The organism is Paraburkholderia heleia NBRC 101817, assembly GCF_000739775.1.
GTDB lineage: Bacteria > Pseudomonadota > Gammaproteobacteria > Burkholderiales > Burkholderiaceae > Paraburkholderia > Paraburkholderia heleia.
The window spans coordinates 167,715-193,282 of the sequence record NZ_BBJH01000015.1 but is presented as its reverse complement, the minus strand read 5'-3'; the positions used below and the strand labels follow the sequence as shown (position 1 = coordinate 193,282).

General features: G+C 67.9%; 25 protein-coding genes and 1 riboswitch. Of the genes, 13 read left to right on the top strand and 12 right to left on the bottom strand.

The genetic code is table 11. The features are described from left to right. Window positions 1-7: 7 nt before the first annotated feature. On the top strand, window positions 8-1,060 hold the full coding sequence (locus tag BHE01S_RS15005; RefSeq protein WP_042265362.1) for an Ldh family oxidoreductase: 1,053 nt from the start codon (window positions 8-10) through the stop codon (window positions 1,058-1,060). A gap of 84 nt (window positions 1,061-1,144) precedes the next feature. On the opposite strand, the gene BHE01S_RS15000 is transcribed toward BHE01S_RS15005, so the two are convergent. After that, on the bottom strand, window positions 1,145-2,317 hold the full coding sequence (locus BHE01S_RS15000; protein WP_042265271.1) for a 4-hydroxybenzoate 3-monooxygenase: 1,173 nt from the start codon (window positions 2,315-2,317) through the stop codon (window positions 1,145-1,147). A 93-nt stretch (window positions 2,318-2,410) separates the two neighbouring features. Beyond that, window positions 2,411-2,554 carry a hypothetical protein gene (locus BHE01S_RS37810; RefSeq protein ID WP_157025396.1) on the bottom strand — a complete coding sequence of 48 codons (144 nt, stop codon included), beginning with the start codon at window positions 2,552-2,554 and terminating at the stop codon, window positions 2,411-2,413. Between BHE01S_RS37810 and treF the strand changes: the two genes are divergently transcribed. The 4 genes from treF (at window position 2,553) to BHE01S_RS14980 (ending at window position 8,445) form a co-directional block, all read left to right on the top strand. Continuing rightward, complete coding sequence (gene treF / locus BHE01S_RS14995; RefSeq protein WP_084068876.1) at window positions 2,553-4,400, top strand: alpha,alpha-trehalase TreF; 1,848 nt, start codon at window positions 2,553-2,555, stop codon at window positions 4,398-4,400. The two genes, BHE01S_RS37810 and treF, sit on opposite strands and share 2 nt — an antisense overlap. 95 nt (window positions 4,401-4,495) lie before the next feature. Continuing rightward, window positions 4,496-5,170, top strand: coding sequence for an HAD family hydrolase (locus tag BHE01S_RS14990; protein ID WP_042265358.1), 675 nt, complete (start codon window positions 4,496-4,498; stop codon window positions 5,168-5,170). Window positions 5,171-5,425: 255 nt separating this feature from the next. Then, window positions 5,426-6,385 carry a glycosyltransferase family 2 protein gene (locus BHE01S_RS14985; protein ID WP_042265270.1) on the top strand — a complete coding sequence of 320 codons (960 nt, stop codon included), beginning with the start codon at window positions 5,426-5,428 and terminating at the stop codon, window positions 6,383-6,385. A 71-nt stretch (window positions 6,386-6,456) separates the two neighbouring features. After that, window positions 6,457-8,445 (top strand): PAS domain-containing hybrid sensor histidine kinase/response regulator, encoded by a 1,989-nt coding sequence (locus tag BHE01S_RS14980; protein ID WP_425572741.1) that lies wholly within the window; start codon window positions 6,457-6,459, stop codon window positions 8,443-8,445. 17 nt (window positions 8,446-8,462) lie between these two features. Here the strand turns inward: BHE01S_RS14980 and BHE01S_RS14975 are convergent, their stop codons facing one another. Further along, on the bottom strand, window positions 8,463-9,296 hold the full coding sequence (locus BHE01S_RS14975) for a class II glutamine amidotransferase (RefSeq protein ID WP_042265268.1): 834 nt from the start codon (window positions 9,294-9,296) through the stop codon (window positions 8,463-8,465). A 53-nt stretch (window positions 9,297-9,349) separates the two neighbouring features. After that, on the bottom strand, window positions 9,350-10,027 hold the full coding sequence (locus BHE01S_RS14970; RefSeq protein WP_042265266.1) for a MarC family protein: 678 nt from the start codon (window positions 10,025-10,027) through the stop codon (window positions 9,350-9,352). A 265-nt stretch (window positions 10,028-10,292) separates the two neighbouring features. Between BHE01S_RS14970 and BHE01S_RS14965 the strand changes: the two genes are divergently transcribed. Together BHE01S_RS14965 and BHE01S_RS14960 are read left to right on the top strand one after the other, a co-directional pair. Further along, the gene (locus BHE01S_RS14965) at window positions 10,293-10,508 is read left to right on the top strand and encodes a DUF3311 domain-containing protein (RefSeq protein ID WP_042265264.1); all 216 of its coding nucleotides are present in this window, start codon (window positions 10,293-10,295) and stop codon (window positions 10,506-10,508) included. Then, window positions 10,505-11,980, top strand: coding sequence for a sodium:solute symporter family protein (locus BHE01S_RS14960; protein ID WP_042265262.1), 1,476 nt, complete (start codon window positions 10,505-10,507; stop codon window positions 11,978-11,980). Before BHE01S_RS14965 ends, BHE01S_RS14960 begins: the two co-directional genes overlap by 4 nt. Before the next feature lie 61 nt (window positions 11,981-12,041). Here the strand turns inward: BHE01S_RS14960 and BHE01S_RS14955 are convergent, their stop codons facing one another. Together BHE01S_RS14955 and BHE01S_RS14950 are read right to left on the bottom strand one after the other, a co-directional pair. Further along, on the bottom strand, window positions 12,042-12,659 hold the full coding sequence (locus BHE01S_RS14955) for a glutathione S-transferase family protein (RefSeq protein ID WP_042265260.1): 618 nt from the start codon (window positions 12,657-12,659) through the stop codon (window positions 12,042-12,044). A gap of 13 nt (window positions 12,660-12,672) precedes the next feature. After that, window positions 12,673-13,038: a YciI family protein gene (locus BHE01S_RS14950; RefSeq protein WP_042265259.1), complete on the bottom strand. Its 366-nt coding sequence runs from the start codon at window positions 13,036-13,038 to the stop codon at window positions 12,673-12,675. Between the two features lie 116 nt (window positions 13,039-13,154). Between BHE01S_RS14950 and BHE01S_RS14945 the strand changes: the two genes are divergently transcribed. Then, a complete protein-coding gene (locus tag BHE01S_RS14945) occupies window positions 13,155-13,601 on the top strand; it encodes a MarR family winged helix-turn-helix transcriptional regulator (protein WP_042265258.1) in 447 nt (148 codons plus the stop codon). Window positions 13,602-13,603: 2 nt separating this feature from the next. Here the strand turns inward: BHE01S_RS14945 and cobM are convergent, their stop codons facing one another. From cobM to BHE01S_RS14930, 3 genes are read right to left on the bottom strand one after another with little or no spacing between them, the layout of a single operon-like run. Continuing rightward, window positions 13,604-14,335 (bottom strand): precorrin-4 C(11)-methyltransferase, encoded by a 732-nt coding sequence (gene cobM, locus BHE01S_RS14940; RefSeq protein ID WP_042265257.1) that lies wholly within the window; start codon window positions 14,333-14,335, stop codon window positions 13,604-13,606. A gap of 14 nt (window positions 14,336-14,349) precedes the next feature. Next, entirely contained in the window at window positions 14,350-15,075 is a 726-nt protein-coding gene (locus tag BHE01S_RS14935) for a cobalt-precorrin-6A reductase (protein ID WP_042265256.1), read from the bottom strand. Then, a complete protein-coding gene (locus tag BHE01S_RS14930) occupies window positions 15,072-16,298 on the bottom strand; it encodes a bifunctional cobalt-precorrin-7 (C(5))-methyltransferase/cobalt-precorrin-6B (C(15))-methyltransferase (protein WP_042265255.1) in 1,227 nt (408 codons plus the stop codon). Before BHE01S_RS14930 ends, BHE01S_RS14935 begins: the two co-directional genes overlap by 4 nt. A 94-nt stretch (window positions 16,299-16,392) precedes the next feature. Then, window positions 16,393-16,567: riboswitch (cobalamin riboswitch) on the top strand. Between the two features lie 97 nt (window positions 16,568-16,664). Between BHE01S_RS14930 and cobG the strand changes: the two genes are divergently transcribed. The 4 genes from cobG to cobJ are packed head-to-tail and all read left to right on the top strand — an operon-like array spanning window position 16,665 to window position 21,110. Further along, a complete protein-coding gene (gene cobG / locus BHE01S_RS14925) occupies window positions 16,665-18,062 on the top strand; it encodes a precorrin-3B synthase (protein WP_042265253.1) in 1,398 nt (465 codons plus the stop codon). Further along, window positions 18,055-18,681, top strand: a complete 627-nt coding sequence (locus BHE01S_RS14920) for a precorrin-8X methylmutase (RefSeq protein WP_042265252.1) — start codon at window positions 18,055-18,057, stop codon at window positions 18,679-18,681. The genes cobG and BHE01S_RS14920 overlap by 8 nt, the downstream gene beginning before the upstream one ends. Further along, window positions 18,682-19,413 carry a precorrin-2 C(20)-methyltransferase gene (locus BHE01S_RS14915; protein ID WP_042265251.1) on the top strand — a complete coding sequence of 244 codons (732 nt, stop codon included), beginning with the start codon at window positions 18,682-18,684 and terminating at the stop codon, window positions 19,411-19,413. Further along, window positions 19,401-21,110, top strand: coding sequence for a precorrin-3B C(17)-methyltransferase (cobJ, locus tag BHE01S_RS14910; RefSeq protein WP_042265250.1), 1,710 nt, complete (start codon window positions 19,401-19,403; stop codon window positions 21,108-21,110). The genes BHE01S_RS14915 and cobJ overlap by 13 nt, the downstream gene beginning before the upstream one ends. Window positions 21,111-21,122: 12 nt before the next feature. Here the strand turns inward: cobJ and BHE01S_RS14905 are convergent, their stop codons facing one another. Continuing rightward, entirely contained in the window at window positions 21,123-22,640 is a 1,518-nt protein-coding gene (locus BHE01S_RS14905; RefSeq protein ID WP_052405942.1) for a sensor domain-containing diguanylate cyclase, read from the bottom strand. Between the two features lie 256 nt (window positions 22,641-22,896). Between BHE01S_RS14905 and BHE01S_RS14900 the strand changes: the two genes are divergently transcribed. After that, complete coding sequence (locus BHE01S_RS14900; protein ID WP_042265248.1) at window positions 22,897-23,853, top strand: flagellar brake protein; 957 nt, start codon at window positions 22,897-22,899, stop codon at window positions 23,851-23,853. A 7-nt stretch (window positions 23,854-23,860) separates the two neighbouring features. On the opposite strand, the gene BHE01S_RS14895 is transcribed toward BHE01S_RS14900, so the two are convergent. Next, window positions 23,861-24,448, bottom strand: a complete 588-nt coding sequence (locus tag BHE01S_RS14895; RefSeq protein ID WP_042265247.1) for a vWA domain-containing protein — start codon at window positions 24,446-24,448, stop codon at window positions 23,861-23,863. 77 nt (window positions 24,449-24,525) lie between these two features. Continuing rightward, window positions 24,526-25,566, bottom strand: a complete 1,041-nt coding sequence (locus tag BHE01S_RS14890; RefSeq protein WP_042265246.1) for an ATP-binding protein — start codon at window positions 25,564-25,566, stop codon at window positions 24,526-24,528. Between the last annotated feature and the right edge of the window lie 2 nt (window positions 25,567-25,568).

Genomic DNA, 25,568 nt, shown 5'->3' with positions numbered 1-25,568 from the left:
GCCGCTCATGGAAGTCAAAATCGACGATGCACGGCGCTTCGCCACGGCCGTGCTCACGAACGTCTCGGTGCCCGAAGACATCGCCGCGGACGTGGCCGACCATCTGATCGAATCCGATCGCGTGGGCTATGCGAGCCACGGACTTTCGATCCTGCCGAACTACAAGCGCGTGCTGGCCGCGGGTTTCGTCGCCGCCGACGGCCGCGCCGAGCGCATCGTGGACCGTGGCAGCCTGATCGGCTACGACGGCCACAGCGGCTTCGGCCAGCACGTCGGCAAGGCCGTGATGGAAGACGCGATCGCTCGCGCGCGCGACCATGGCCAGTGCATCGTGACGCTGCGCCACAGCCATCACCTGGGGCGCATGGGCCACTACGGCGAAATGGTCGCGGCGCAGGGCTACGTCCTGCTCGCGTTCACCAACGTGGTGAACCGCGCGCCGACCGTCGCGCCGTTCGGCGGACGCGAGCCTCGGCTCACGACCAACCCGCTGTGCTTCGCGGGCCCGCTGCCGGGCGGGCGATCGCCCTTCGTCGTGGATATCGCCACGAGCGCCATTGCCGTGAACAAGGCGCGCGTGCTCGCCGAAAACGGCCTGCCGGCGCCCGACGCTTCCGTGATCGACGCGAACGGCCAGCCGACCACCGACCCCAACGTGCTGTTCGCCGATCCGCCAGGCGCGCTGCTGCCGTTCGGCCTGCACAAGGGCTACGCACTGGGGCTCGTGGCGGAACTGCTCGCAGGCGTGCTCTCGGGCGGCGGCACGATCCATCCGGACAACCCGCGCAACGGCGTCGCCACCAACAATCTGTTCGCGCTGGTGCTCGATCCGCAGGTGGATTTCAACACGACGTGGCGCTCGCAGGAGGTCGAATCCTTCCTCGACTATCTGCTCAGCTGCCCGCCGCAGGATCCGGCTCAACCGGTGCAATACCCTGGCCAGTACGAGGCGGAAAATCGCGCGCGGCACATGCAGACGATCACGCTGCCCGACTCCGTGAGAAAACCTTTCGCCGATATCGCAAACGAACTAGGCATCGCGCCGCTCGCGGCAATTTGAAGCTGTCCAACGCGACGCCGTAAACGCACAAAGCCGCGCGAACCCTTCGGAGCCCGCGCGGCCGTTTCGTGCGTTGCGCTTACCTCACACGGCAACTGCGCCCACGTAGTTCTCGGCCATCGCCGTTGCGGCGGCGCGCGACGTGGTGACGTGCTCCAGCTCGGCAACCTGCAGGCGCTGCTCGAACGGCGTGGCGTCGTCGAGGCGGTGCATCATGCGCGTCATCCAGTACGAAAAGTGTTCGGCTCGCCAGATGCGGCGCAGCGCCGTTTCGCTATATCCGTCGAGCAGATCAGTGCGGCCTTCCTTGTAGAACGCCACGAGCGCCGCGGTCAGCACGCGCACGTCCGCCACCGCGAGATTGAGGCCCTTCGCGCCGGTAGGCGGCACGATATGCGCCGCGTCGCCCGCGAGGAAGAGGCGGCCATGCTGCATCGTGGTCGTGACGAAGCTGCGCATGCCCACGATGTTCTTCTGGAAGATCTTGCCTTCCACCACCTGGTGACCTTCGCGCGAATCGACGCGCGCGTGCAACTCGGCCCAGATACGGTCGTCGGACCAGTTATCGACGCTGTCATTCGGATCGCACTGGAAATACATGCGCTGCACGTTCGGCGAGCGCGTGCTGACGAGCGCGAAGCCGCGATCGTGGCGCGCGTAGATCAACTCGTCGGACGTGGGCGGCGCCTCGACAAGAATGCCGAACCAGCCGAACGGGAATACGCGCTCGTAGTCCTCGCGCAGCGCCGCCGGAATCGAGGCGCGCGACACGCCGTGGAAACCGTCGCAGCCGATCACGTAGTCGCAATGCAGCTCGTGCTCCTCGCCTTCGTGCGTGAAGCGGATCGACGGCGTGCTGGTCTCGACGCCGTGGATCGACGTGTTCGAGACGTTGAAGAAGAGCTTGCCGTCCGCAGCCACGCGCGCGGCCACGAGGTCCTTGAGCACTTCGTGCTGCGCGTAGACGGTGATGGCTTTGCCCGTGAGGCCGGTGAGATCGATGCGGCGGCGCTTGCCTTCGAACGCGAGTTCGAAGCCGTGATGCAACGCGCCTTCGGCCTTCATGCGAGCGCCGACTCCCGCTTCGGTGAGCACGTCCATCGTGCCCTGCTCGAGCACGCCGGCGCGAATGGTCGATTCGATCTGCTCGCGGCCGCGCAGCTCCAGCACGACCGAGTCGACGCCACGCAGATGCAGAAGATGGGAAAGAAGCAGGCCCGCTGGCCCGGCGCCGATGATGCCAACCTGAGTGCGCATGAGATGTCTCCTGATGCGGCGTTGCTTGAATTGATTTAGCGCAAGTTTCACCGCTGCACCCGTTATCGCGCAACGCGATATCGAGAATATGGACTATCCCGATTTCGAATAGCGGCGCAGCTGCCACCCGTCTCGCCGGCCCACCGTGCGGAACGGAAATTGCTGGTCGACGCGCTTCGTCTGCGCCCAGGCTGGCGCGCCGGCGCGCTCCTCGCCCATCAAAAACGTCAAGGTCATGTCTTTCCCGTTCCGCTCTCGCACGCCTGCATCCGCCGCCACATCCCGCCCCGTCCCGTTTGCTGCCGCGTTTGCTGCCACGTTTGCCGCCACGCTCGCCGCTGCGTTGTGCCTCGCCTCGCCGCTCGCGCAAAGCGCCCAGGCCGCCGGTGCCGCAGCCTCCGCAAGCGCGCCCGCCAACGCGCAGGAATTACAAACGCCCGCGCCATCGGCAAAGCCGGTTCGCTCTCCAGCGCCGCATGAGGCGGCCAAAGAGAGCCAGCCCGCCACGCCCGCCGATCTCTACGGCCGCCTCTATCACGACGTGCAGCTCGCGCAGATCTTCCCCGACAGCAAGACGTTCGCCGACATGCTGCCCAACGAGCGCCCCAGCCGGATCACGGCGGCCTACGAGCGCTGGCGCCAACGGCACGCAGGGGATCACGACAAGGCCGCGCTCACGCAGTTCGTGAACCAGTACTTCACGGCCCCGGCGCAAACCGAAGACCACTATGTTTCCGATCCGAACCAGGATGTCGTCGGCCACATCGACACGCTGTGGAACGTGCTGAGCCGCCGCCCCGACGCGAAGCCGAATCAGTATTCGTCGCTGCTGCCGCTGCCCTCTGCGTACGTCGTGCCGGGCGGGCGCTTCAACGAGATCTACTACTGGGATTCGTACTTCATCATGCTCGGCCTGGAAGCCAGCGGCCGCCACGAACTCGCGCTCGACGAACTGAACAACTTCGCCGCGCTGATCGACCGCTACGGGCACATCGCGAACGGCAATCGCACCTATTACCTGAGCCGCTCGCAGCCGCCGTTTTTCGCGCAGATGGTGAGCCTCGTCGCGGAAAAAGACGGCGACGCCGTGTACGTCCATTACCTGCCGCAACTGCGCAAGGAGTACGACTACTGGATGGCCGGCGCGCAGACGCTCAAGCCCGGCCACGCCGCGCGCCACCTCGTGCGCCTGCCCGACGGCACGCTGCTCAACCGCTACTGGGACGCGCGCAACCGCCCGCGCGACGAGTCGTACCGCGAAGACATCCTCACCGCGCGGGCCACGCCGCAACGCGACGCCTCGGACCTCTGGCGCAACCTGCGCGCGGGCGCGGAAACGGGCTGGGACTACAGCTCGCGCTGGCTCGCCGACGGCCACACGCTCTCGAGTATCGACGTGACCTCGCTCGTGCCGGTGGACCTCAATTCGCTGATGGCGATGCTCGAACGCACGCTTGCGAAGGCCTACGGCCTGAAGGGCGACGCACGCGAGGCCGACCTGATGACGAGGCGCGCCCGACAACGCGCCGACGCCATCGACCGCGTGCTCTGGGACCCGCAACTGCATGCGTACAGCGACTACGATTTCGTGCACCGCACGCACACGCACCGGCTCACGGCGGCGACTGTCTATCCGCTCTATGCGGGCGTCGCGACGAAAGCCGAGGCGCAGGAAGTGGCCGCCGCGGTGCGCGCCGGCCTGCTGCGCCCCGGCGGCCTCGCCACCACCGAGGTCGCGACCGGCCAGCAATGGGACGAGCCGAACGGCTGGGCACCGCTGCAATATCTCGCAGTCATGGGGCTGCGCCGCTATGGCGAGCAGGACCTGGCGCAGGAAATCGCCGCGCGCTGGATCGCCACGAATCTCGCCTACTACACGCGCACGCACAAGCTCGTCGAGAAGTACGACGTGAGCGCGTCGGCCACGCAGGCATCGTCGGCGGGCGGCGGCGAATATCCGCTGCAGGACGGCTTTGGATGGACCAACGGCGTACTGCGCGCGCTGCTCCAGATGTATCCGCAGACGGGCGCCGTGCAAGGCGCGCCGGCGGCGTCCGGCGCGGCCGCGGCCAGCGCGCCCTGAGGCGACGCCGCACGCCGCGGCGCACGCTAGCGGCGGCCGGCGTACACTTTTCGCGCTACCGCCGCGTAATCATCATGTTGCAGGAGGCGCCACCCATGCGCAACGAAACGGCCTTTTTGTTCGACCTCGACGGCACGCTCGTCGACAGCGTGTATCAGCATGTCCTCGCATGGAAGGAAGCGCTCGACGCGGACGGCATCGAACTTTCGGTGTGGCGCATTCACCGGCGTATCGGCATGAGCGGCGGGCTCTTCATGAACCAGTTGCTGCGCGAGACCCACGAGGCCATCTCGCCCGAGCGCATCGCGCGCCTGCAAAAACTACACGCCGACGCCTACCGCCGCCACGCCGACCAGGTGCGCCCGCTGCCCGGCGCCCGCGCGCTGCTCGACGCCCTCAGCGCCGCGCAGGTGCCCTGGGCGATCGCCACGAGCGGGCGGCTCGCCACGGCGTCCGTGAACTTGCAGGCGCTCGGCGTGGACCCGTCCGTCACGACCGTCATCACGCGCGACGAAGTGCGCCACGCGAAGCCCGACCCGGATCTTTTCGTCGCCGCGGCGCTGCGGCTGAACGTGCCGATCGAGCGCTGCCTCGTGGTCGGCGACAGCGTCTGGGACATGCTCGCGGCCCAGCGCTGCCGCGCGCTCGGCATCGGCCTGCAGTCGGGCGGCTACGGCACCGGGGAGCTGGAGCGCGCGGGCGCGCTGCGCGTGTACGAAGATCCCGCCGATCTGCTCGGTCATCTCGACGAAGTCTGCGCTCGCGATTGAACGGCTGATTGAACGGCTGATTGGTCGGCTGATTGGTCGGCTGATTGGTCGGCTGATTGCGCTGCGGACCGGCCTGATCGCACACGCTGCCGCACGCGGCGCGAAAATTGCGCAGCTCCCGGCTGTGCAGTGCAGCACCGCCGCTGCGCCGCCACGCCGCTGGCGCACGTCATGTACTGCATGTCGCGCGCCATCGGCGTATGCTGACATAGGTCAATTCGACAACTCACCGGCCGGCTCCCGCCGCCTGCTGCGATGAACGACTCCGCCCCTGCCCCCGGAACTCCCAGCGCGCCGCGCGTCACGGTGGTCGTCCTCACGCGCAATCACGTGCGTCAAACCATCGATACCGTCGCGCGCCTCACCGCCCTTCCCGAACACCCCGACGTCATCGTGGCCGACAACGGCTCCACCGATTCCACCGTCTCCCTGCTGGCGTCGCTCTTTCCGCAAGTGCGCATCGTCCAGTCGCTGGGCGACCGCGGCATGGCCGGTTTCAATCGCGCCGTGCTGCTCGCGCGCACCGATTATGTCGCGTGCTGCGACGACAGCACCTGGTTCGCGCCCGGCGCGCTCGCGCGCGCCGCGCAGCGGCTCGACGCCCACACGCAGGTGGCCGTGCTCAACGCGCGCGTGGTGAGCGGCGACGAGCGCGAAATTCACCCTGCCTGCCTGATGCTCGCCGCCACGTCGCCGGGCGCGGAAGGCGAGGCCGGCCCGGCGCTCGCGAACTTCATGGCCGGCGCGTGCGTTTTCCGCGCGGCCGTGTTCCGCGCGCTCGGCGGCTACGAGGAGCGGCTTTCACACGGCGGCGCCGAGGAGCTTGCAGCGCTCGACATGCTGTCGGCCGGCCATCAGATTGTTTATTGCGAGCAGGCGCTCGCGCATCGCGAACCGCTCTACCGCTGGTTCACGCGCGCGCAACAATGCGCGCTCGCGCGCAACACCGCCTGGGTGGCGTGGATGCGCCTGCCCGCGCGCGATGCGATCGCTGCGACCGGCCGCGCGCTCGCCGTGTTCGCGCGCCAGCGCTCGCTCGGGCCCGCTGGCGTAGCGCTGCTGCGCGGCGCGTTCTGGACGTTGCGCGCACGCCGCGTGGTGCCGCCGCATGTCGTGCTGCTCACCCGCCAGGTGCGCCGCGCGGAACGCCACGTGCGCACAGGCATTCCGGCAATGGCCGAAAAGTACGACCGCTCGGGGCAGCGCGCGTGGTAAGCTGCGGCGCCCGCTGCGCGCGGGACGTCCATTCAGGAGGCCAGAGCCTGTCAAACTCGTGAACAGGCCCTATGACAGACCCGAGGACCATGACGACGCCCGACTCCGGCATCGCCCCGCACACCACCGCCGCCGAAAGCCACCACGAACGCCGCTTCGAGGCGCTCGTGGAGCCGATCGAGGACTACGCGATCTTCCTGCTCGACACGCACGGCTACATCGTGAGCTGGAATCGCGGCGCGGCCCGCATCAAGGGCTATGAAGCGCACGAGATCATCGGCCAGCATTTCTCGCGCTTTTACACCGACGAAGCCAACGCGCACCACTGGCCCGATCACGAGCTGGAGCAGGCCGCGCTGCACGGACGCTTCAACGACGAAGGCTGGCGCGTGCGCAAGGACGGCTCGATGTTCTGGGCCAACGTCGTCATCACCGCGATGCGCGAGCGCGACGGCTCGCTCGCCGGCTTCGCCAAGATCACGCGCGACCTCACCGCCGAACGCCGCCAGGTCGAGGCGCTGCGCCTTTCCGAAGAGCGCTTTCGCCTGCTCGTGGAAAGCGCGAGCGACTACGCGATGTTCATGCTCGACCCGCAGGGCCACGTGGTGAGCTGGAACAGCGGCGCGACCAACCTGAAGGGCTACCGTCCGGCCGAGATCATCGGCCAGCATTTTTCCGTGTTCTATCCGCCCGACGAGGTCGCCGCCGGTCAGCCCGAACGCGAACTGAGCCGCGCGAGGGAGTCGGGCCGGGTCGTGACCGAGGGCTGGCGCGTGCGCAAGGACGGCTCGATGTTCTGGGCCAACGTCACGCTCACCGCCGTGCATGACGGCCACGGCCGCCTCACGGGTTTCGCGAAGGTCACACGCGACATGACCGAAAGCCGCCGCACCGACGAACTCGAGCATTCGAGCGAGCAGATGAAGCAGTTCCTCGCCTTGCTCGCGCACGAACTGCGCAACCCGCTCGCGCCGGTGCGCAACGCGGTGGCCACGATGCGCCTCATGGATGCGCCGAGCCCCGACATCGAGCGCGCGCGCGACATGATCGAGCGCCAGATCGTGCACCTCACGCGGCTCGTGGACGACCTGCTGGACGTCGGGCGCATCACGTCGGGCAAGATCGAGTTGCGCGAGGCGCCGCTCGACCTGCGCGAAGTGGTCGCGCACGCCATCGACGCGGCGCAGCCCTTCACCTCGGCGCGCGGCCAGCACGTGGACGTGCAGATGCCCGAGGAGACGCTCACCATGACGGGCGATCACACGCGCCTCGTGCAGGTGCTGCAGAACCTGCTGCACAACGCCTCGAAGTTCTCGCCCGACGGCAGCCGCATCGTCGTGAACGTGCGCGCCGCCGCGCGCGCCGTGCAGATCCAGGTGCACGACGAAGGCCGCGGCCTGCGGCCCGGCACGTACGAATCGATCTTCGGCCTCTTCAGCCAGGATCGCTCGGTGCCGGGGCCCACGGAAAACGGGCTCGGCATCGGCCTCATGCTGTGCCGCTCGCTCGTCGAGCTGCACGGCGGCACCATTTCCGCGAGGAGCGACGGGCCGGGCAAAGGCAGCACGTTCACGATCCGCCTGCCGTTCGCGCGCGAAACCGCGAGTGCCCTGCAGCCGCAGCCGCTCACGCCGGACACGGCGGAGCTTGCGGCCCTGGCCGAAGCCGGCGTGCCGCCGCTGCGCGTGCTCGTGGTGGACGACAACCGCGATTCGGCCGACAGCCTCGCCATGCTGCTCGAACTCAAAGGGCACGACGTGCGCGTGGCCTACAGCGCCGCCCACGCGCGCGAGGAAGTGGACGGCTTCACGCCCGACGCCGTGCTCATCGACATCGCCATGCCCGAGATCGACGGCTATGCGACGCTGCGCGCCTTGCGCGCACTGCCGCCGCTCAAGCACACACTGTTCGCCGCGATGACGGGTTTCGGCCAGGCCGCCGATGTCGAACTCACGCGCGAAGCGGGCTTCGAGAGGCATCTCGTCAAGCCCGTGGACGTCACGCTGTTCGACGAGGTGCTAGCGCTCGCGGCGGCGCGGCAAAGGCGCCGCCGCGCCTGAGACCGGTTTAAGGCGCCTTAAGGTGCAACCGGTACGAACGGCCGGTATTCGACCTTGGGCCCGCGCACGACGACCGCCGTCGATTCCGGCACTTCGGCCCATACCTCGGGCCTGTCGCCGAGCGGCTCGGAGACGAGCAGATACGCGTCGTCGCCGGCCGCGACGATGCGCGGGTCGTCGGGATACAGTTCGCGCAGATGCCGGAACGCCGTAGTGTGAAAGAGCGAGCGCGAGTTGCGTTCGCTCGAATAGCGCGCTGCAACGATCTGCTCGCCGTCGCAAGCACAGACGGTCATGTTGAGCGCCGGTTCGATGCCGTGCTTTTTCGCCGTGGCCTCCACGAAACCCGCCATGCGTTCGAGCGCTGTTACGGGATCGATTTCGAGGCCGAACGTCATGGCCAGATAAAACATCGCTTCGGAATCGGTCGATCCTTCAAGCGCGTTAAAGCGCTCCGGATCGATCGCGACGAGCAGGTCGCGGCGCATGAGCGCATAGCTGCGAATGAGCCCGTTGTGCGCGAAGATCCAGCGCCGGTGGCGAAACGGATGGCAGTTCGTTTCCTGCACCGGCGTGTCGGTGGCCGCGCGAATATGCGCGATGAACATGGGCGCACGCACCGCGCGCGCGAGTTCGCGCAGGTTGCGGTCGTTCCAGGCCGGATGCACGCTGCGGTAGCGATACGGAATGTCGTGCGGGTCCTGAAACCAGCCCATGCCGAAGCCGTCGCCATTCGTGGTGGTGGCGCCTTTGGTCGAATGCAGACTTTGGTCGATCAGCGAATGGCGCGCATGAAACAGCACGGTTTCGAGCTGGACGGGGTTCCCGCTATAAGCGAGCCAGCGGCACATGATGGTCTCCTTCGTTTGAGGACGCTCGTGCGCCGGCCCGTTCGAACGCGCCGCTATTTCGCGGCGCGCAGGTCGGCGATCGGCGTGAGAAAGCCGGTCAGGCCAGTCAGTATGATCTGCACCCCGATGCACAGGAGCAGAAACGACGACACGCGCATGGCCACGCGCGTGCCCTCCACACCCAGGTACTGTGAAAGCCGCGCTGAGCGGCTATATACGTAATAGATCACGAGCATGACGAGCAGGGAAATCACGAGCGACGCGACGCTCGAAAGCAGCCAGGCCGAAAGCTTGTGCGTGCGGTTGGCGTTCAGCGCGATGGCCGTGGCGATCGAACCGGGCCCCGTGGTGAGCGGTATCGTCAGCGGAAAAAAGACCTTGCCCGCAGCCGAACTCGGGCTCACGGGCCTGGGTGGAAGATCGACCGAGGGCGGTTCAGGCTCCGGCGCGTTGAGCATTTGCCAGCCGGCCACGGCCACTGCGAGGCCGCCGCCAATACGCAGCGCCTCCAACGAAATGCCGAAGAAATGCAGGATGGGCGTGCCGACAAAAAACGCCGCGACGAGCACGAAGAACGCATTGACCGCCACGCGTTTGGCAAGCACGCGCCGCCCTTCGTCGGTAAGCGTTGCGGTGCGATCGAGAAAAACAAATGCACCGCTAAAGGGATTGATGATGCTGATGAGTCCGATAAAACCGAACAGGATGTCTGAAATCAGGCTCTCGATCATGGGTCGATCCGTTAAGGGCATGCGCAAAAAGCGCGCCGGGCTGCGGGAAGTGTAGCCGGATCGGCGTTTGGCGTCCCCGCTTGCTGCAAACGCAAGGCCGGCCCGATGTCCCCGATGTCGGAAAAAATGGCGCGTCGCACCAATATCTCCAGCAAGCTCTTCAGTATTTTTGGCAGCTTTACGGGGCGCGTTCACAAGCATAGAGTGGTTTGCCTCGCACTCCGACGCGACGTTTCTTTTCTTCTCATATGAAAGAGGAGTTGCCATGTCACTGCGGTTGCTCGCTGCCTTGCCCTTTATCGGCATCCTGTTAGGGGTGCCGTTCGTCAATCGCACCGAGCCGCTCGTGCTCGGCATGCCGCTCGTGCTCGCGTGGATCGTCATGTGGGTCGTGCTGGCCGCAGTGATCATGGGAATCATCTACCGGCTCGACCCGGTCAACCGGCTTGCGGGCGAAGCGGACGCGGAGGTGCGATCATGAGCGCCCTCATCATCATCGCGGCGATGACCTTCGCCGCGCTCTACCTCGGCATGCGCGCCCGCCGCGGGCACGACATGAATCTCGAGCAGTGGGCCGTGGGCGGCCGCAGCTTCGGCACCGCGTTCGTGTTCCTGCTGATGGCGGGCGAGATCTACACGACCTTCACGTTCCTCGGCGGCAGCGGCTTCGCCTATGGCAAGGGCGCGCCCGTCTACTACATCCTGGCTTACGGCACGCTTGCTTACATCCTCTCGTACTGGATGCTGCCGCCCGTCTGGCGCTTCGCCAAGCAGCACCGACTCGTCTCGCAGCCGCACTTCTTCGCGCGCAAGTATCAGAGCCCCGCGCTGGGCGTGCTGGTGGCGTGCGTGGGCGTGCTCGCGCTCGTGCCGTATCTCGTGCTGCAGCTCAAGGGCCTCGGCATCATCGTGACGACGGCCTCCTATGGCGCGATTTCCTCCACGGCGGCGATCTGGATCGGCGCGGCCGTGGTCACGGCGTACGTGATCGTTTCGGGCGTGCGCGGCTGTGCGTGGAACTCGGTCGTGAAGGACACGATGATTCTCGCCATCGCCGTGTTCCTCGGCATTTACCTGCCGATTCACCACTATGGCAGCCTGAGCGAGATGTTCCGCGCCATCGACGCCGCCAAGCCCGGCTTCCTCACGTTCCCGGCGAGAGGCCAGAGCGTGACGTGGTTCCAGTCCACCGTGCTGCTCACGGCACTGGGCTTCTTCATGTGGCCGCACACCTTCATGTCGGTCTACACCGCGAAGAACGAGCGCATCTTCCGCCGCAACGCGATGATCCTGCCGCTCTATCAGCTCATTTTGCTGTTCGTGTTCTTCTGCGGCTTCGCGGCCGTGCTCAAGGTGCCGGGCCTCAAGGGTTCCGACATCGACCTCTCGCTGTTCCGTCTCGCCCTGCAGACGTTCGATCCGTGGTTCGTGGGCGTGATCGGCGCGGCGGGCGTGCTCACCGCACTCGTGCCGGGCTCGATGATCCTCACCACGGCTTCTACACTGCTCGCCAACGACGTCTATCGCGGCGCGCTCGCGAAGAGCGCGGACGACGCGCAAGTCGCGAGGCTCGCGCGCGTTTTCGTGCCGGTGATCGCGCTCGTGGCGGTCGGCTTCACGCTCAAGGGCGGCGACACCATCGTCGCGCTGCTGCTGATGGGCTACAACTTCGTCACGCAGCTGTTCCCGGCGCTGGTGTGCAGCCTTTCCGCGCGCAATCGCGTGACGAAGCAAGGCGCGTTCTGCGGCATCGTGGCGGGCGTGCTTGTGGTGATCGTCACGACGCTCACGCATGTGAGCGTGGCTCAGCTGGTTCCGTTCGCGCCGGATGCGCTCAAGGACATCAACATCGGCTTCTTTGCGCTGTTCGTGAACGTGATCGTGCTCGTTGTGGTGAGTACGGTGACGCAGCCGCGCACGCACGAGGATCATGAGCACGCGCGCGCGCATTGACATGGCGTAACGCGGTGGCGAGGCGGCCCAATCTGCAGGTTCCGGTTGGGCCGCTTTCCATTTACGCCGCCTTGCGCGCTTCGGCAATGCGCTGCGGCGCTTCGGGACGCGCATACAGACGCTCCAGATACGCCTGCAAACGCGGGAAGCCCTCCAGCAGTTGCACTTCGTTGGCCCAGTCCATCAGATACACCGTCACGCAGTCGGCGACCGAGAGCGTGTTGCCGACGATGAACTCGCGTCCTTCGAGGTGTTTCTCGAGAATGGCGGCCATCGTCCTGAACTCCTCCCGCGCAAGCTCGATATCGGCGGGACTGCGCTTTTCCGGCGGATAAAGGAACGAATGCCGCGTGATTCTCCAGAGCGGCTGTTCCAGTTCGGTGACGGCGAACAGAGTCCAGCGATAGGCCTGCGCCCGCTCGTCGAGATCGGCGGGCAACAGCGCCTTCTGCGGATATTTATCCGCGAGATACAGCACGATTGCGGCCGATTCGGGAATCACGCGGTCGCCGTCGATCAACACAGGCACCTTGCCTGCGGGATTGATGCGCAGATATTCGGGCCGCCTGTGCTCGCCTTCGAGCAGATTGACCGAGATGAATTCGAAATCGGCGTCGACTTCCTTGAGGCCCCACAGCGCGCGTTGCGAACGCGTGCCGGCAAAACCGTAGAGTTTCATGACGCGGCTCCGTTCAGACACCGGGAATCGGCAGAACGGGCATCACTTCGACGCCCTCGCCCGGAAAAATCGAGAAATGCGGGTGCCCTTCGAACAGCTTCGCGGCCTCTTCGTGGGATGCGGCACGCAGCACGGTGTAGCCCGTTAGCGCGTTAGACGTATCCGCGATGCCGTGCTCGCCAATCGACTTGGTCTTGCCGAGCGGGCCGCCCATATCGACGATCGACGCCTTGTGCTTTTCGACCCACGCATGCCAGGCCGCAATGCCCTCCTTTTCCCTGGCATGCCGATCTGCTTCGGAAAGCGCCGCCCAACCCTTCATGCGCGCGTTGTCTTTGGTGCCGAGAAAAACCGCGAGAAACAGTTTCTGATCGCTCATGTGTCCTCCGCCTGCTGGTCTGACTACGGGTCTGAAAAACGGGTCCAAAAACGGGGCAACGGCGCGTCGCCCCATCCGGCCTTGACAGCATAGGTTGATATCAACATAATTGCAACATGGCACACGCAAAGAAACTTCCCTTCGAAACCACGCTATTGGTGCGCGATTGCTGCCTGTGTCTGCATATGCAGCGGGCGGCACGTAATCTCGCACGCATTTTCGACGACGCGCTGCGTCCGCTCGATCTCACGAACGGGCAGTTTTCGCTGCTGATGTCGCTGAACCGGCCGTATCCGCCTGGCATGAAAGATGTGGCGTCGCTGCTGGCCATGGACCGCACCACGCTCACGGCTGCGCTCAAGCCGCTGGAGCGGCGCGGCCTCGTGGTCATCGGGCAGGACCCGCAAGACAAGCGCAGCCGTTTGCTGAGCCTCACTGACGAGGGGCATCGATTGCTCAACGCGGCGTTTCCGGTCTGGCAGGAAACGCATGAGGAAATCGAAAAAGCGTTCGCCAAAGGTGAGGTCGACAAGCTGCGCGCGCACTTGCGTGCGCTTTCGTAGCCCTACCGTTTCGCCGCCCCATAAAGCGTCGAATCCGCAAAGCCTTCCGCCGCGAGCACGCGCCCCACGAGAATGAGCGCCGTACGCTCGATATCCGTGGCCAGCACCTTCTGAGCGATATCCGCGAGCGTGCCCGTCACGCGCTCCTCGTCGGGCCAGCTCGCGCGATAGATCACCGCGACCGGACAGTCCTCGCCGTAGTGCGGCAGCAATTCCTCGACGATGCGCGCAATATGGCGCACGCCCAGGTGAATCGCGAGCGTCGCCTGGTGACGTGCGAGGTCGCCTAGCTGCTCGCCTTCGGGCATCGGCGTTTTCGTCGCGTAGCGCGTGAGAATGAGCGTCTGCGAAATGCCAGGCAGCGTGAGTTCGCTGCCGAGCGCCGCCGCGCACGCAGCGGTCGCGGTCACGCCGGGCACGACTTCATAAGGAATACCGAGCATACGCAGCCGCCGGATCTGCTCGCCGATGGCGCCATAGAGCGACGGGTCGCCCGAATGCACGCGCGCCACGTCGAAGCCCTGGGCATGCGCGCTTTCCAGCAACGCGACGATCTCGTCGAGCGTGAGCGGCGCCGTGTCCACGACCTTGTGCGCGCGGTGGCCTTCGAGCACCGCGGGCGGCACGAGCGAGCCCGCGTAGAGAATGACGGCGCAGCTGCGCACGAGGCGCTGGCCCTTCACGGTGATCAGTTCAGGATCGCCCGGCCCCGCGCCGATGAAGAAAACAGTCATGCGTGGAAACTCCGCTAAATAGGGTGCGCGAGCGCGTCGATTGCTTCTTGCGCCGACGCGAATTCACGTTGCGCGCCGGGCAGCGGCGGCCGCTGCATCATCACCACGGGCAGGCCCATTTCGCGCGCGACGGCGAGCTTCGCTTCGGTCGCGGCGCCGCCGCTGTTCTTGCTGACCACGACGTCGATGCACGCTTCGGTAAAGAGCGCGCGTTCGCCGTCGGCGGTGAACGGCCCGCGCGCGTCGATGATGCGCGCGCGGGCGTGGCCGGGGTGCGCTTCGAGGCAACGGATCGTCCAGAACTGCTGCGGCGGCACGTCGTTCAGATGCGCAAGCGGCTCGCGCCCGAGCGTGAAGAGCGGGCGCGCGAACGGCGCGATCGCCTCGGCTACGCCGCTCCAGCCGCCCACCAGGCGCCAGTCGTCGGCGGGCAGCGCCTGCCACGGCGCACGCCGCAGCGCCCAGTACGGCACGCGGGCCGCCATGCATGCGCGCGCCGCGTTGGCGCTGATCTGCGCGGCATAGGGATGCGTGGCGTCGAAGACGAGTGCGATGTTTGCGTCGCGGAGAAAGCGCGCGAGCCCTTCTGCCCCGCCAAAGCCGCCCACCCGCACCGCGCAGGCAAGATCGGCGGGCACGCGGCCAAGGCCCGCGAGCGAGTACACGTGCTGGGGGCCCAGCGTGCGCGCGATCGCCAGCGCATCGCCCGTGCCGCCGAGCAGCAGGATGCGCGCCGTCATGGCTTGACGGCCTCGTAGAGCGTGACGGGCAAGGCCTGACGCCAGGTGTCGAAGCCGCCCAGCGGCTGCGCCTCGCCGATACCGATGCGCGTGAGCGTGCCGCCGTGCTGCGCGCGCCATGCCACGAGTGCCGCTTCGCTCTGCACCGTCACCGCGTTCGCGACGATCCGCCCGCCGCTCGCGAGCGCCGCCCAGCACGCGTCCAGCACGCCGGGCGCGGTTACGCCGCCGCCGATGAAGACCGCGTCGGGCGCAGCGAGCCCCGCGAGCGCGTCGGGCGCGCGGCCCGCAACGAGTTGCAGACCGGGCACGCCCAACGCCGCGCGATTGTGCTCGATGAAGCGTTGACGCCCGGCGTGCGCCTCGATCGCGATCGCGCGGCAAGCGGCGTGCGAGCGCATCCACTCGATGCCGATCGAGCCGCTGCCCGCGCCCACGTCCCAGAGCAGCGCGCCGGGCGTCGGCGCGAGACGCGCGAGCGTGAGCGCACGCACGTCGCGCTTCGTGATCTGGCCGTCATGGCGATAGGCTTCGTCGGGAAGGCCGGGCGTGAGCGTCCAGCCGCGCGCGAGCGCTTGCGGACTATCGCTTGCGCATTCGAACGCGACGAGATTGAGCGCTGCGGCTTCTTCGACGTGCCACGCATCGGCGCGGCCTTCGATGCGCCGTTCGAGCGGGCCGCCCAGATGCTCGAACACGGCAAGACGCGTGGCGCCGAAGCCCGCTTCGGCGAGCAACGCCGCAAGCGCCGCGGGCGTGCGCCCATCCGCGCTCAGCGCGAGCACACGCGAGCGCGCGTACAGATGACGGCGCAGCGCATCGAGCGGACGGCCGACGAGCGAGACCATCGCCGCATCCTGCAAGGCCCACCCCTTGCGCGCCGCCGCGAGCGAGAGCGACGACGGCGCGGGCAGCACGCGCATTTCACCGGGCGCCACGCGGCGCGCGAGCGTCGCGCCTACGCCGAACAGCATGGGGTCGCCGCTCGCGAGCACGCACACGGGCGCATTCGACTCCCGGTGCGCAAGCAGCGCATCGACGCTGAACGGCTGTGGCCACGCTTCGCGACGCGCGCGCACGCGCGAGGGCAGCATCGCGAGATGGCGTTCGCCGCCTGTCACGATGACCGCGTCGAACAGCGCGCGCCGGGCGGCGCGCCCGAGCCCCGCGTAGCCGTCGTCGCCTATGCCTACCACCGTCAGCCATGCCTGCGCGCCCTGCATTCGCTCTCCCGATGTTGCCTGCGTTATGACCTGATTCTCTATGCCGCCGCGCGCCTGCGACCCGATTGCGGGGCGGCGCGCGCGCGAAAACGGGCATAATACCGTGTCCGCCGGCGCCTTTAGGGCATTTAAGGGAACACAGCAATCTGTGGCCGCCCCCGCGACTGTAAGCAGCGAGACCGCATCCACCCAAGCCACTGGTATTACCGGGAAGGCCGATGCGGTCGACGACCTGCGAGCCAGGAAACCTGCCGGCCGAATGTTCGCGCAAAGCCATATCGGGCGGGGTGTACCGATATCGCTGCCGTTTCCCGCCTGCCGTGCGGGCAGCGCGCCGCGCCAGCGTGATGCTTACCCGGTATTGCCTTGAAACACGAAACGAAGCCCGTCTCGCCCGCTGCTGCACTGGCCGTGCTCCGCCCCTCGGCGTGCCCGGGGCTCGTGCGCGTGGTCCCGGCGCGCGACGGCGGCCTGTGCCGCATCCGTCTGCCTGGCGGCGTGCTGAGCGCCGCGCATGCGCGCGCCCTCGCCAACGCTGCGTCGACGCACGCGAGCGGCGTGCTCGAACTGACCAATCGTGCGAACGTGCAGATTCGCGGCGTGCGCGCCGGCGAGGAAGCGGCGTTGAGCGCCACGCTGATCGGCGCGGGCCTCGGCCCCGCCGGCATCGAAGCCGCGAGCCCGGTCGAGCGCGCCTGCGCCGCCGACGAATTGCGCAACGTGATGCTGAGCCCGCTCGCGGGCCTCGACCCGAACGCCTGGTGTGACACGACGGAAGTCGCCGCCGCGCTCATCGACATGATGCAGCGCGAGCCGCGTTGCGCCGCGCTCTCACCGAAGTTCGCGCTCCAGCTGGATGGCGGCGAGCGCATGGCGATGCTCGAGCATGCGCACGACATCTGGCTCGCCGCGCTGCCGCACGGCGCGCCGATGCGCTTCGCCGTTGGCCTCGCGGGATGCCCCTCGGCGCAGCCAGTCGGCATGCTCGCCGCCGAGGACGTTTGCGCATCGGTGCGGGCGCTGCTGCACGCGTTCCTCGATCTTGCAGGCACGGACGCAACGCGCATGCGCCACGTGCTGGCCGCTCACTCGCTCGATGCGCTGCTACAGCGCGCGCAACAGCATGGCCAACGCGCGCTGATGCGTGACGAGGCCACACTGCGCGCGTGGCGCCGCGCGGCGAGCCCTGCCGACTTGCGCCTCGGCGCGCACACGCTGCACGCCGACGGCAGCGGCTACGTGGGCGCGCAGCCCGCGCTCGGGCGTATCGACGCGCACACACTGCGCGCCCTCGCCGCGCTCGCGGAAGACTCCGGCGATGCAACGTTGCGCGTGACACCATGGCAAGGCGTGCTGCTGCCCGGTGTGGCCGCGCACGCCATGCCCGCCGCGCTCGAACGCCTGAGCGCGCTCGGGCTCGTCGTTTCGCGCACTGATCCGCTCGCGCGCCTCATCGCGTGCACGGGCTCGACGGGATGCGCAAAAAGCCGCGCGGACACGAAAGCCGACGCCCAGCGCCTCGCCGCCCTGCTGCCGCCCGACGCCGAAGCCCACCTCACCGGTTGCGAGCGCTCCTGCGCGGCCGCGCATTGCGCGCCGTTCACGCTGCTAGCAAGCGCCCCAGACCACTACGACCTGTACCGGCGCGACGACACCCAAAGCGGCTTCGGCCAGCGCTTTGGCGAGCCCGTCGCGCGCAACCTGACGATCGAAGCCGCTGCACGAGCACTCACGCAGCGGCCCCGGAGCACCCAAGATGTCTGATTACATCCGCGACGGCCAGGCGATCTATCGCGAGTCGTTCGCGACAATCCGCGCCGAAGCCGACCTTTCGCGCATTCCCGCCGACCTCGAAAAACTCGCCGTGCGCGTGATTCATGCATGCGGCATGGTGGACGTCGTCGCCGACCTCGCGTTTTCCGCCGGCGCGGGCACGGCGGGCCGCAACGCGCTCGCGGGCGGAGCGCCGATCCTCTGCGACGCGAAGATGGTCGCCTATGGCGTCACGCGCGCGCGCCTGCCGGCGAACAACGCCGTGATCTGCACGCTCGACGATCCCACCGTGCCCACGCTCGCCCGCGAACTTGGCAACACGCGCTCGGCGGCCGCGCTCGAACTGTGGCGGCCGCACCTCGCGGGCAGCGTCGTGGCGATCGGCAATGCACCCACTGCGCTCTTTCATCTGCTCGACATGATTGCCGCCGGCGCGCCGCGCCCCGCGCTGATCCTCGGCTTTCCCGTCGGCTTTGTCGGCGCAGCCGAGTCCAAGGCGCAGCTCGCGGCCGAGCGCTACGGCGTGCCATTCGTCGTCGTGCACGGCCGCCGTGGCGGCAGCGCGATGGCCGCCGCCGCCGTCAACGCACTCGCTTCGGAGACCGAATAAATGATCCGCAAAGGACGTCTGCACGGCATTGGCGTCGGCCCGGGCGACCCCGAACTGCTCACGCTCAAGGCGCTGCGCCTGCTCAAGGCCGCGCCCGTGGTCGCGTATTTCGTCGCGAAGGGCAAGAAAGGCAATGCGTTCGGCATTGTCGAAGCCCATCTCGAAGCGCAGCAGGAACGCCTGCCCCTCGTGTATCCCGTGACGACCGAAGCGCTCGAACCGCCGCTCTCGTACGAAGCGATCATCGCCGACTTCTACGACGGCGCGGCGCACATGCTGTCGCGCCATCTCGACGCCGGACGCGACGTGGCCGTGATCTGCGAAGGCGATCCCTTCTTCTATGGCTCGTACATGTATCTGCACGACCGCCTCGCCGCGCGCTACGAGGCCGAAGTCGTGCCGGGCGTGTGCTCGATGCTGGGCGGCGCGGCGGTGCTGGGCGTGCCGCTCGTCTACCGTAACCAGAGCCTCGCCGTGCTTTCGGGCGTGCTGCCCGAGGACGAATTGCGCCGGCGTCTGGCCGATGCGGACGCCGCGGTCATCATGAAACTGGGCCGCAACTTCGACAAGGTGCGCCGCGTGCTGGGCGAACTGGGCCTCGCGCATCGCGCGCTGTACGTCGAGCGCGCAACGATGGCGAACCAGCGCATCGTCCCGCTCGACGACGTCGATCCGATGGCCTCGCCCTACTTCTCGCTGCTCGTCGTGCCGGGGGCGAAATGGCAGTCGTGACGCCGCCCGCCATCGTCATCCTCGGGCCCGGCGCGCTCGCCACGGCGCGGCGCGTGCAGACGCTTTACCCAGGCGCGCAGGTCCATGCGTTGCAGGGCCGCGTGGCCGGCGATGTCGCGTTCAACGAACTTGGCACGCATTTGCGCGAATGCTATACGCGCGGCGTGCCTATCGTCGCGCTGTGCGCGGCGGGCATCGTGATCCGCTGCCTCGCGCCGCTGCTCGCGAACAAGGGCGCGGAGCCGCCTGTGCTCGCACTCGCCGAAGACGGCAGCGCCGTCGTGCCGCTGCTCGGCGGACTGACCGGCGTGAACGTCATGGCGCGCGAAATTGGCGCCGCACTCGCGGTTGCGCCCGCCATTACTACGAGCGGCGAATTGCGCTTCGGCACGTGCCTGCTCAATCCGCCTGCGGGCTATGCGCTTGCGAGCCTCGCGCATGGCAAGCGCTTCGTCTCCGATTTGCTTGCGGGCGCAACGACTCGCGTGGACGGGCAAGCGCCGTGGCTCGAAAACGTCGACCTGCCGCTCGACGCCTCGGCCCGCCATGCCATACGCGTGAGCGCGCAAGCCTGGAACGGCAGCCCCGACGACCTCGTGATTCATCCGCGCAGCATCGTTGCAGCCGTGGGCGCACGGCAGGCAGCGCTTGCCGAAAGCGTGCGCCACGCACTCGACGCGCACGGCCTCGCGCCGCTCGCACTCGCGGCGCTCGTCGCCCCTTCCGCGTACATGCGCGAGGCGTCGCTCGCCCAGGCGGCAACGGAACTCGGCGTGCCGCTGCGCTTCGCCGATAGCGCGGAGAACACACCGCAAGCCACGCTCGCCGCGCTCAACCTTGCGGCAAACGTCGAGCGTTACGCGCCGAACGAAAACGGCGTCGCCCTCGCCTGCGCGGCCACGCCGCTCGACCCGCTCGCGCTGGGCCGCGCGCGCGGCAAGCTCACGGTGCTCGGCCTCGGCCCCGGCCGGGCCGATCTGCTCACGCCCGCCGCGCGCGCCGCGCTCGACAGCGCCACCGACATCGTCGGCTACGCGACCTATGTGGAGATGGCGGGCCCGTTTCGCGCGGACCAGCAGCGCCACGCCACCGACAACCGTGAAGAACTGCAACGCGCGCGCCATGCGTTCGAGATGGCGAGCGAGGGGCGGCGCGTGGCCGTGGTCTCGTCGGGCGACCCCGGTGTGTTCGCCATGGCGGCCGCCGTGCTCGAAGCACTCGAAGGTTCGGACGACGCACGCTGGCATGCCGTCGAGCTGGCGATCGTGCCTGGCGTTTGCGCTGCGCTCGCCACGGCGGCGCGAGTCGGCGCGCCGCTCGGCCACGACTTCTGCATGCTTTCGCTTTCCGACAACCTGAAGCCATGGGCGGTGATCGAAAAGCGCCTGCTGCACGCGGCGCAAGCCGATCTCGTGATGGCGTTCTACAACCCCATCTCTCGCGCGCGGCCATGGCAGCTCGAGCGCGCGCTGGAGATCGTGCGCAGCGTGCGCGCGCCGCACACGCGCGTGGTGCTGGGGCGCGACGTGGGCCGCCCCGGCGAGACGCTGCGCGCCACGACGCTAGGCGAACTGCGCCCGGCGGATGTCGATATGCGCACGATGGTGATCGTCGGATCGTCGGCCACGCGCGGGTTCGCCTGCGCCGACGGCGGCGAGTGGATTTATACGCCGCGCTGGTATCGCGAGGATACCTAAGGAAAACCGCGCTCACGCCTTCAGCGTGGGCAGCGAGTCGCGCGGATCGGGTGGCGCGCCCGCGAATTCGCGCGCCTTCACCTGGTTGCGCCCCGCCTGCTTCGCGGCGTAAAGCTCGGCGTCGGCGGCGCGCAGCAACGCCTGCGCACCCCCGCTCTCGTGCGGCACGCAGGTGGCACAGCCAATGCTCACTGTCAGCGTGCCGTATTCGCTGTGCTCGTGCGCGATTCCCAGCGCCGCCACTTGCTGACGCACCCCTTCCGCGATTTTCACGGCGCCATCGAACGGCGTAGCCGGCAGCACCACGGCGAACTCCTCGCCGCCGTAGCGCGCAACCATGTCCGTTGCGCGCCGGCAGGCCTCGCGTATCGCGCGGGCCACGGCGGCGAGCACCTTATCGCCCTCGGCGTGCCCGTAGAAGTCGTTGAACAGCTTGAACCTGTCGATATCGACGAAGAGCGCCGAGAGCGGTTCGCCGGCCCGTCTCGCATGCTGCCATTCGGTTTCAATGCGCAGATCGAGTGCGCGCCGGTTGTAGAGACTCGTGAGCGCATCGGTCACCGCGAGACGTTCGAATTCTTTTTGTGTGACGAGGCGCTTGCGCATCGAAAATGCCAGCAGCCACGACGAAGCGGCGATCAGCGCGCCGAAAATCAACGCCATTGGCACATAGATCCGCAGGCGGCGGCGCCAGTCGGCGAGCGCGCCGTCCACGGAAGGCGCGACGACCGCGATGAACGACGTATGCGGCACGCGCTTGTACGTATAGATGCGCTCGACCTTGTCCTCCTCGCCGGCGGCGATGAACGAGCCGGCGCTGTTGTTGAGCATCGGCTTGACGTAATCGAGCTCGCCGACCTGCGCACCCACTTCGTAATCCGAATAAGGGCGATGTGCAAGCATGGTCCCGTCGTCGAGCATGATGAACGCGCTGCCCTTGGGGTCCACGTCGATCCGGTCGAACAGCTGCTGAAAATACGCGAGCCGCAGCGTGAGCAGTACGACGCCGCCAAACGAGCCGTCGTATTCGCTCACGCGGCGCGACAGCGCAATCGAATATTGGCCTTCGCGCGCACGCGAGCGAATCGGGTCCGAAATATACATGCCGACCGAGCGCTCGTGCTGCGCCGTGAAATAGTCCCGGTCTGCGAGATTGACGCCGGGATACGCGCGGCCGTCCCGCGATTCGACGACATGGCCGCTCGCGTCGATGTAGAACGCATCGTCGAGATAGGTGCCGCCCGCCACGCGGCCGAACAGCAGCCTGCGGCGGATGTCGGGCGGCAGGCTTTGCGTGCGCGGATCGCGAGCGCTATCGGCGGCGTCGAGCAGCAGCAGATCGTAGATGCCGAAGTTCGCCTCGAGGTCGTTCGACATCAGCGAAACGAGCGCGGCCGAATTGTGCTGCGTGCTGACGATGGCCTGCGTGCGCTGCTGCATCAAGCCCACCAGCACGATGGCCACGATGGCCGCACCGACTAGCGAGCCCAGCGTGCCGACGATGAACGGATGGCTCCCGACCCACTGCATGAGCGCCCGACTCCACCGGCGGGGAATTCGCAAACATCGTTTCCAGAGCTCCATGAGGCGTTTCCTCTTGCTCCGCAGTCAGGTTTGCTGCGCCTGCCGACCGATTACTGGTGGCACGCGGCATTCATCATACTGCCGCTTGCGCAATTGCTTTCGATTGGCGGCACGCCCTTAATTTCCCGGCCACAGCGCCGTAAACCAGGTGAACCCGCGATGTCGATTCGCGACGCGAACGCTCACCGACCACCCTGCGCCGATGACCAACCTGACCACCGAAGCTCAAGCCGAAGCCAGCGGCGGCGCCACCGCAATCGAAGCCGCCCCGCTCACGCCGGCCGCCCTGCCGGTAGGCGAGCCGCTCGCCTGGCCGGTCGTCGATCGCGACGGCGCGTTGCTGCTCGATGCCGGCGCGGTGCTGGTGGGCGAAGCGGAGCGCGACTTTCTGTTTCAGCACTTCGCGCCGCATCGCGGCGACGTGGAAAGGCCCGAGGTTGCCCCGCAGAGTGCCGCGGCCACGATCGATGCCGGCGATCCAGCCGCCACCACGCGCGCCATGCACCTGAACATCGGCACGCTGATGGGCTTGCGCCCGCTGATGGGCGCAAGCGGCGCGCCGATGCAACCGTGCCGCCTGATCGGCTTCGCGCCGAACGAAGCGCTCTTCGTGACGACGCCCTATGTCGACGGCCGACCCATCGCCATCACGCCGGGCGAAAACGTGGAGATCGTCGCACTTGCGAGCCAGGCCGTCTATCGCTTCGTATGCACCGTGCATGCGCACAGTCAGTCGCCCCTCGACTACCTCGTGCTGTCGAAGCCCGCCAACATCCGCCGCCTGCGCGAACGCCGCTCGATTCGCGTGCGCGCGCAATTTCCCGTGCGCTACGGCATCGGCGAGGAAGGCGGGGGTTATGACGGCGTGGCGCTCGCACGCGGGATCAGCGCGCTCGGGCTTTCAGTGAGCGCCGCGTGGGCGCTCGGCAAGCCTGGCGAGCGGCTGCGCGTGGCATTCCAGCTGCGTTCGGCCGACAACATTACGGCGATCGCAACCACGGCGGTCATCCGCAACGTGCAGGCGGAAGCGGGCGCCCCCGAGCAAGCGACGCTCGGTCTCGAACTCGACCGCCTCTCGCCCGCCGAGCAGATGGCGATGAAAGTCTACATATTCGATCGTCAGGACGACGTGCTGTACTGGACCGGCAGCATGCGCTGACGCGCGTTCAGGCGAGCAGCGCCTGAGCGTCCAGGCACTCGCCGGCCCAGGCTCGTGCGAGCGCCTCGCAGCGCCCCAGGCGCAGCGCGCCAAGTTCGCAATCGATCACCGTGACGTGGTCGGCGTAGCGTGGCCGCGCGGGCCACTGCGTCGTGCGGCCGTCGGTGAACAGCCAGAGATGGCGCGCGCGCGCCGGATCGCGGCGCGCAGCGGTTTCGAGCACTTGCGCCGCGCGGCCGATCCCTGCTTCGAGCGGCGTGCCGCCGCCCCCGCCGACCGGCTCGATCCAGCGCTCGTTCCACCAGCGCGGCACCGCGGGACCGAAGCGCGTTTCGGCGCCCGCGCCGCCGAAAGCGACCAGCGCCACTTCCACACGCTCGGCGCGGGCGCGGTCGAACAGCGCGATCAGCAAACCCTTGGCGAGCGCGAGCTGGCCGCGCGCGAGCATCGAAGCCGAGCAGTCCAGCACGAAACAATGGAGTGCGCCGGAACCCGTCTCGCGTATGGCAAAGCGGAAATGTTGCGCCTGCAACGATCCTGCGCGTTTGGCCGCGAGCGTGGGCGGCCACGCGATGCGATCGCCATGCTTCGCCACTTGCGCGGGACCACGCCCCGGGCCTTCTCGCCGTCGAGCGCCGCCCTGTGCGAAGGCGGCGGCCGGTGCTCGACGGGTCAGCGTTTTTTTGCGGGCAGCGCAATCACGCCCTTCACCGCCTTCGCGGCAACAGGCTCGGGCGGCATCTCGCCCCAGTCAGAGTCCGATGTTGCTTCGGTGTGCGTTGCGTCGCGCTTCGGCGCTGATACGGATGGAGGCGGCGGCTCAGAGGCGGGCGGCGCATCCGGGCGCTGCGGCATGGCACGCCGACGATGCGCAAGCACGCAATCCGCGACCTGATCGACGTGATCCGGGCTCACCGATTCCGCGCCTTCAAACGCGGCCAGCGCTCGCGCCGCGCGCAGCATCACGAGATCGGCGCGCAAGCCGTCGACCGCGGCCTCGATGCAGCGCTGCACCGCACGCTCATGCACGGCGTCGCTCCAATCGAGCGTGGCGAGCGCCACGCGCGCCGCCGCGATGCGTGCGCCAAGCGCGCGCTGTTCGCTCTCGCGCGCCGCGCAAAACGCCTGTGGATCGGCGTCGAACGCGAGACGCGCCTTGACGATGCGTTGCCGCTGCGCCGCGTCATAAGGCGTGCCGAGTTCGACCATCAAACCAAAGCGATCGAGCAGTTGCGGACGCAGCTCCCCTTCTTCGGGATTCATCGTGCCCACCAGCACGAAATGCGCGTCGTGCGTATGCGAGACGCCATCGCGCTCCACGGTGTTCACGCCGCTCGCCGCCGCGTCGAGCAGCACGTCGACGAGCGCGTCGGGCAGCAGGTTCACTTCGTCCACGTAAAGCACGCCGCCGTGCGCACGCGCGAGCAAGCCAGGCGCGAAGCGCACCGTGCTCTCGCGCAACGCCGCTTCGAGGTCGAGCGTGCCGATCAGCTTGTCCTCGCTCGCGCCGAGCGGCAGCGTGACGAACGCGCCTTGCGGCAAGAGCGCCGCGAGCGAGCGCGCCGCCGTGGATTTCGCCGTGCCGCGCGGGCCACTCACGAGCACGCCGCCGATCGCGGGGTCGATGGCCGCGAGCAGCAGCGCGCGCTGCAACGGCGCCTGGCCGACCAGCGCGGTAAAGGGGAACGCGGGACGCGTGGCCGCAACGCTCATGG

Excerpts from the sequence above, each read along its gene's own strand:
- BHE01S_RS15005 (WP_042265362.1), top strand. The coding sequence starts at position 8 with ATGGAAGTCAAAATCGACGATGCACGGCGCTTCGCCACGGCCGTGCTC.
- BHE01S_RS15000 (WP_042265271.1), bottom strand. The coding sequence starts at position 2,317 with ATGCGCACTCAGGTTGGCATCATCGGCGCCGGGCCAGCGGGCCTGCTT.
- treF (WP_084068876.1), top strand. The coding sequence starts at position 2,553 with ATGTCTTTCCCGTTCCGCTCTCGCACGCCTGCATCCGCCGCCACATCC.
- BHE01S_RS37810 (WP_157025396.1), bottom strand. The coding sequence starts at position 2,554 with ATGACCTTGACGTTTTTGATGGGCGAGGAGCGCGCCGGCGCGCCAGCC.
- BHE01S_RS14990 (WP_042265358.1), top strand. The coding sequence starts at position 4,496 with ATGCGCAACGAAACGGCCTTTTTGTTCGACCTCGACGGCACGCTCGTC.
- BHE01S_RS14985 (WP_042265270.1), top strand. The coding sequence starts at position 5,426 with ATGAACGACTCCGCCCCTGCCCCCGGAACTCCCAGCGCGCCGCGCGTC.
- BHE01S_RS14980 (WP_425572741.1), top strand. The coding sequence starts at position 6,457 with ATGACAGACCCGAGGACCATGACGACGCCCGACTCCGGCATCGCCCCG.
- BHE01S_RS14975 (WP_042265268.1), bottom strand. The coding sequence starts at position 9,296 with ATGTGCCGCTGGCTCGCTTATAGCGGGAACCCCGTCCAGCTCGAAACC.
- BHE01S_RS14970 (WP_042265266.1), bottom strand. The coding sequence starts at position 10,027 with ATGATCGAGAGCCTGATTTCAGACATCCTGTTCGGTTTTATCGGACTC.
- BHE01S_RS14965 (WP_042265264.1), top strand. The coding sequence starts at position 10,293 with ATGTCACTGCGGTTGCTCGCTGCCTTGCCCTTTATCGGCATCCTGTTA.
- BHE01S_RS14960 (WP_042265262.1), top strand. The coding sequence starts at position 10,505 with ATGAGCGCCCTCATCATCATCGCGGCGATGACCTTCGCCGCGCTCTAC.
- BHE01S_RS14955 (WP_042265260.1), bottom strand. The coding sequence starts at position 12,659 with ATGAAACTCTACGGTTTTGCCGGCACGCGTTCGCAACGCGCGCTGTGG.
- BHE01S_RS14950 (WP_042265259.1), bottom strand. The coding sequence starts at position 13,038 with ATGAGCGATCAGAAACTGTTTCTCGCGGTTTTTCTCGGCACCAAAGAC.
- BHE01S_RS14945 (WP_042265258.1), top strand. The coding sequence starts at position 13,155 with ATGGCACACGCAAAGAAACTTCCCTTCGAAACCACGCTATTGGTGCGC.
- cobM (WP_042265257.1), bottom strand. The coding sequence starts at position 14,335 with ATGACTGTTTTCTTCATCGGCGCGGGGCCGGGCGATCCTGAACTGATC.
- BHE01S_RS14935 (WP_042265256.1), bottom strand. The coding sequence starts at position 15,075 with ATGACGGCGCGCATCCTGCTGCTCGGCGGCACGGGCGATGCGCTGGCG.
- BHE01S_RS14930 (WP_042265255.1), bottom strand. The coding sequence starts at position 16,298 with ATGCAGGGCGCGCAGGCATGGCTGACGGTGGTAGGCATAGGCGACGAC.
- BHE01S_RS14920 (WP_042265252.1), top strand. The coding sequence starts at position 18,055 with ATGTCTGATTACATCCGCGACGGCCAGGCGATCTATCGCGAGTCGTTC.
- BHE01S_RS14915 (WP_042265251.1), top strand. The coding sequence starts at position 18,682 with ATGATCCGCAAAGGACGTCTGCACGGCATTGGCGTCGGCCCGGGCGAC.
- cobJ (WP_042265250.1), top strand. The coding sequence starts at position 19,401 with ATGGCAGTCGTGACGCCGCCCGCCATCGTCATCCTCGGGCCCGGCGCG.
- BHE01S_RS14905 (WP_052405942.1), bottom strand. The coding sequence starts at position 22,640 with ATGCAGTGGGTCGGGAGCCATCCGTTCATCGTCGGCACGCTGGGCTCG.
- BHE01S_RS14900 (WP_042265248.1), top strand. The coding sequence starts at position 22,897 with ATGACCAACCTGACCACCGAAGCTCAAGCCGAAGCCAGCGGCGGCGCC.
- BHE01S_RS14890 (WP_042265246.1), bottom strand. The coding sequence starts at position 25,566 with ATGAGCGTTGCGGCCACGCGTCCCGCGTTCCCCTTTACCGCGCTGGTC.